The organism is Robinsoniella sp. (genome assembly GCF_034124845.1).
Map to the genome: position 1 here is coordinate 1 of NZ_JAWYAJ010000070.1, position 3,812 is coordinate 3,812.

2 protein-coding genes and 1 pseudogene are annotated in these 3,812 nt (G+C 44.1%); all 3 read left to right on the plus strand.

Translation table 11 applies throughout. From position 1 onward, the window contains the following. A pseudogene (locus tag ACH2DQ_RS03530) lies at positions 1-321 on the plus strand (carbohydrate ABC transporter permease); the annotation flags it as partial. 141 nt (positions 322-462) lie between these two features. Next, on the plus strand, positions 463-2,067 hold the full coding sequence (locus ACH2DQ_RS03535) for a hypothetical protein (protein ID WP_394914745.1): 1,605 nt from the start codon (positions 463-465) through the stop codon (positions 2,065-2,067). Positions 2,068-2,264: 197 nt separating this feature from the next. Further along, the coding region (locus ACH2DQ_RS03540) for a sensor histidine kinase (protein ID WP_395025611.1) at positions 2,265-3,812 on the plus strand (1,548 nt) is incomplete at its 3' end.

Consider the following 3,812-nt stretch of genomic DNA (forward strand, 5'->3'; position numbering starts at 1 on the left):
GTGCTGCCTCTGTCAAAAGCGGTATTGGCGGTTATCGCCCTGTGGGCGGCGGTAGGACAGTGGAATTCCTACTTTAATGCGCTGGTTTATCTGCGGAATCCGGATCTCCAGCCATTGCAGCTGGTGTTAAGAAATATTCTGATCAGCAATCAGACCATTGTCAGCATGACAACCGGAGCGGCGGCAGTTGAAGCAAAACAGACTGCAGAGCTGATCAAATATGCAATTATTGTGATTTCCAGTCTGCCGATTATGTGTATGTATCCATTTGTGCAGAAGTATTTCAACAAAGGGGTAATGCTGGGGTCACTGAAAGGATAGTGCCATATGCTGCAAAGTGGGGCATGCAGATGGCGGGAAGGAATTATCAGACTCTTGCGGCAGTCGCCAAATGGACGTGCCAGCGTGTCCGTCTGGCTCGCTGCCCGCGGGAATAAAGATAAGAGAAAAAGGAGAAAAAGTATGAAAGCAAAAAAAGTAGTGTGTATGTTGTTGGCAGCAGTTCTTGCAGGTTCTATGATGGCAGGATGCCAGGGAGAGGGTTCCGGGGAATCCGAACAGTCAGCGGATAGTGGGAAAAATGATTTTCAGATCGTAACCGTCCGCTGGACAGATACCTGGCCCATTGACTATCTCCATGAGGGGATTATGAAAGAAATGGAAGATAAGGGTGATGTAAAGATTGACTGGAAGGTTTATTACGATACAGACTGGCAGGAGCAGAAATCACTGCTGCTGGCTTCCGGGGAGCTGCCGGATGCGTTCTGGGGAAATATATGCCTGAAGGATACAGACATTGCACAAAACAAATCTTATTTTCTGGAATTGTCTGATCTGATTGATCAAAACATGCCGAATCTTAAGAAAGTGCTGGAAAAAGAACCGGAACTGAAAGCCAGAATAACCGATCGTGACGGCAAGATTTACAGCCTTCCCAAAAAAGCTCCGCTGCGTCCGAAAGTAGATGGAAACTGCATGTATATTAATAAAAAGTGGCTGCAGAATCTGAACCTGGAAATGCCGAAAACCTATCAGGAACTGGAAGAGGTTCTCTATAAATTTGTGGCGGAAGATGCTGATGGAGATGGTGATAAGGGAAATGAAATCGGTATAACCGGAAATGCCGGACAGTATGTTGCAAGTAATACCATGCGTGATCTGATGGCGCCGTTTGCTGCCATTGTAAGCCGGGATAATAATTATATGGGGCTGGATGCAGAAGGAAAACCTGTATTTATGCCTGCTCAGGAAAATTATAAAGAAGGCATAATGTGGCTCAATGAAATGTATCAGAAAGGGATACTGGATCCTGAATTTTTCACGCAGGAAGCATCTATGGCCACCAGTAAAATTCAGTCTGCAAAAGTAGGATTGATTACCGGATGGACCGCTGATGCCGTAGCCGGACCGGTAGCAGACCAGTATGAGGTGGTTTCTGCACTGGAGGGGCCTGATGGCGGACATTACGTAGAATATGCCCCCAGTTTTCTGGATGTATCAGACCGTGAACTGGTGTTGACAAAGGATTGTGAAAATCCGGAGAAACTGCTTCAGTATGCGGATCAATTCTATGATGATGAGGTATCACTGCAGACTTATTACGGCTCCATACCGGATCAGATTAAGAAAAATGATGATGGCACTTATGAAGTTTTGGTTCCCACCGATGGAAGTTCACTGGATACTTCCGCCTGGTCTAATTCCATGCGTGATTTTGGTCCCAAGTATATGAATGAAGACTTTTATTCCAAAGTTATTCTGCCGCAAGATCAGGGAGACGGAATCAAGCTTGCAGAAGATAAGGTCAATGAACAGTATGTGAAAACAGACCGGAACATCGGATTGCCCATGCTGAAATATACGGAAGATGAGCTGACACAGCTGACAACCATTGGAACCGATATCTACAAATATGTGGAAGCGCAGTTTGCCCACTGGGTAGTGGACGGAGGCATTGAAAATGAGTGGGATGCTTATCTGAAGCAATTAGACACCATGGGACTACAGGACCTGGTGAAGATTCATGATACCGCATTTCAGGCTTACCAAGACGCAAATAAAGGCTGATTCTTCCACAAAGTGTAAAGCACGACAGTCAGGAAGATGAAATTTCAAACATGCTTTGAAAATAACTTTGAGAAAATTCGAAAAATAATTTGATGAAGTACTTAGCAGGAACATTTGAGAGTTGCTGCTAAGTGCTGTTTTGCGTGTTTGATACACTACAGCCATCTGCGCGCTTCAATATAAATGGAGAACATTTCATGAAAATAACGAAATTAATTTTTTATAAAAAACGGGGAAGTTTTGCAAAAATGACGATGCGGATTCTGGTTCCGGTGGTCTTGCTTCTGCTGGCTGTTCTGGTGATTATGTTCCGGGGGATGGAGCAGGCAAGGACACTGGCTTACCAATATATTAAGGATACGGCGGAGCTTTATGTGACGCAGATCAACCGGGATATCGAACAGATTCATGCGGAACAGATAACGCGGATGAGCCGTGAACTGGATATTGCACAGATTCCATCTGACATCGGACCTACAGACGGACAGTACTATAGTCTGCTTCTGAATGTGATGGAGCAGAATCAGATTCTGAAAATCAGATATGCGGAAGCCAGTAACTTCTATGTATATGACAGCCAGTCAGACCTGTTGATTCTGGATACCGGAATTTACTATCGTTCCAGCCAGAAAAGTGAAAAGATCAGGCGCCTGCTGTCTTTTCTGAAAGCGGACAAGGATAAAAATATTGCAAAATGGACTTATTTTAATGATGGGGAGAAGGACTATATCGCAGGGTTATGCTACGTAGACGGCGTGGCATCCGGCTGTCTGATTCCTGTGGAATGGATTTTTCACAATCTGACTCAGAAGACAAAGGGGTATCAGGTCATTCCGTTTATACAAAAACCGGATGGAGCTATTATGACAGTGAAAGATTCTCAGAAATATGACTATGATGAACTGATTCAAAAGTCAATGGCTCAAGATCAGAAAGAACTGTACAGTTATAAAATCGGATACAGCGGAAGGATATACATGATTATTTATCCGGAGCATGGCATATTGGAGAATGTAATTCAGATGCAGATGTTTCTTACAATTTTTGCAGTCCTGATTGCAGCAGGTCTTTTATTTGGAGCGTATAATTATTACCGCAGAATTTTAGTTCCCATGAGGCAGTTTATCGATGGGCTTAAGCGGACAGAAGAGGAACAGTGGATCAATGAAAACGGAACCAACAATATTATTGAACTGGAACAGGCGAGCAATGAGTTCAAAGGGCTCTTACGAAAAATCAAGCAGCTGAAAATTGAGATTTATGAAAAGGAACTGGAGCGGCAGAAAATCGAACTGGATTACGTTCAGGAGCAGATCAATCCTCATTTTTTCCTCAATTGCCTGAGCATTATCCATGGAATAGCCGAGGAAGCAAAAGAATCCAGAATTGTTACCATTACCGGAATGCTCTCAGATTATATGCGATATATTTTTCGGGATGCGTCTTCTAAGCGGACGGTTTCAGAGGAACTAAAGCACGTTCTGAATTATATACGCATACAGAAACTTCGGTATGGAGACGGGGCTTTTGCCTTCGAGGTAATACAGGATGATGACGTGAGTGCCTGCCTTCTTCCTGCACTTCTGCTGCAGACGCTGGTGGAAAACGCAGTCATCCATGCGGTTTCCCTGGATCAGCATATTGAAATCACCATGTATCTGGCTCTGGAAGAACATGAAGGTGGAAAATATATGTATGTCACTCTGTCCGACACCGGAAAAGGATTTCCCCCAGAAGTGCTGGGA

Excerpts from the sequence above, each read along its gene's own strand:
- ACH2DQ_RS03535 (WP_394914745.1), top strand. The coding sequence starts at position 463 with ATGAAAGCAAAAAAAGTAGTGTGTATGTTGTTGGCAGCAGTTCTTGCA.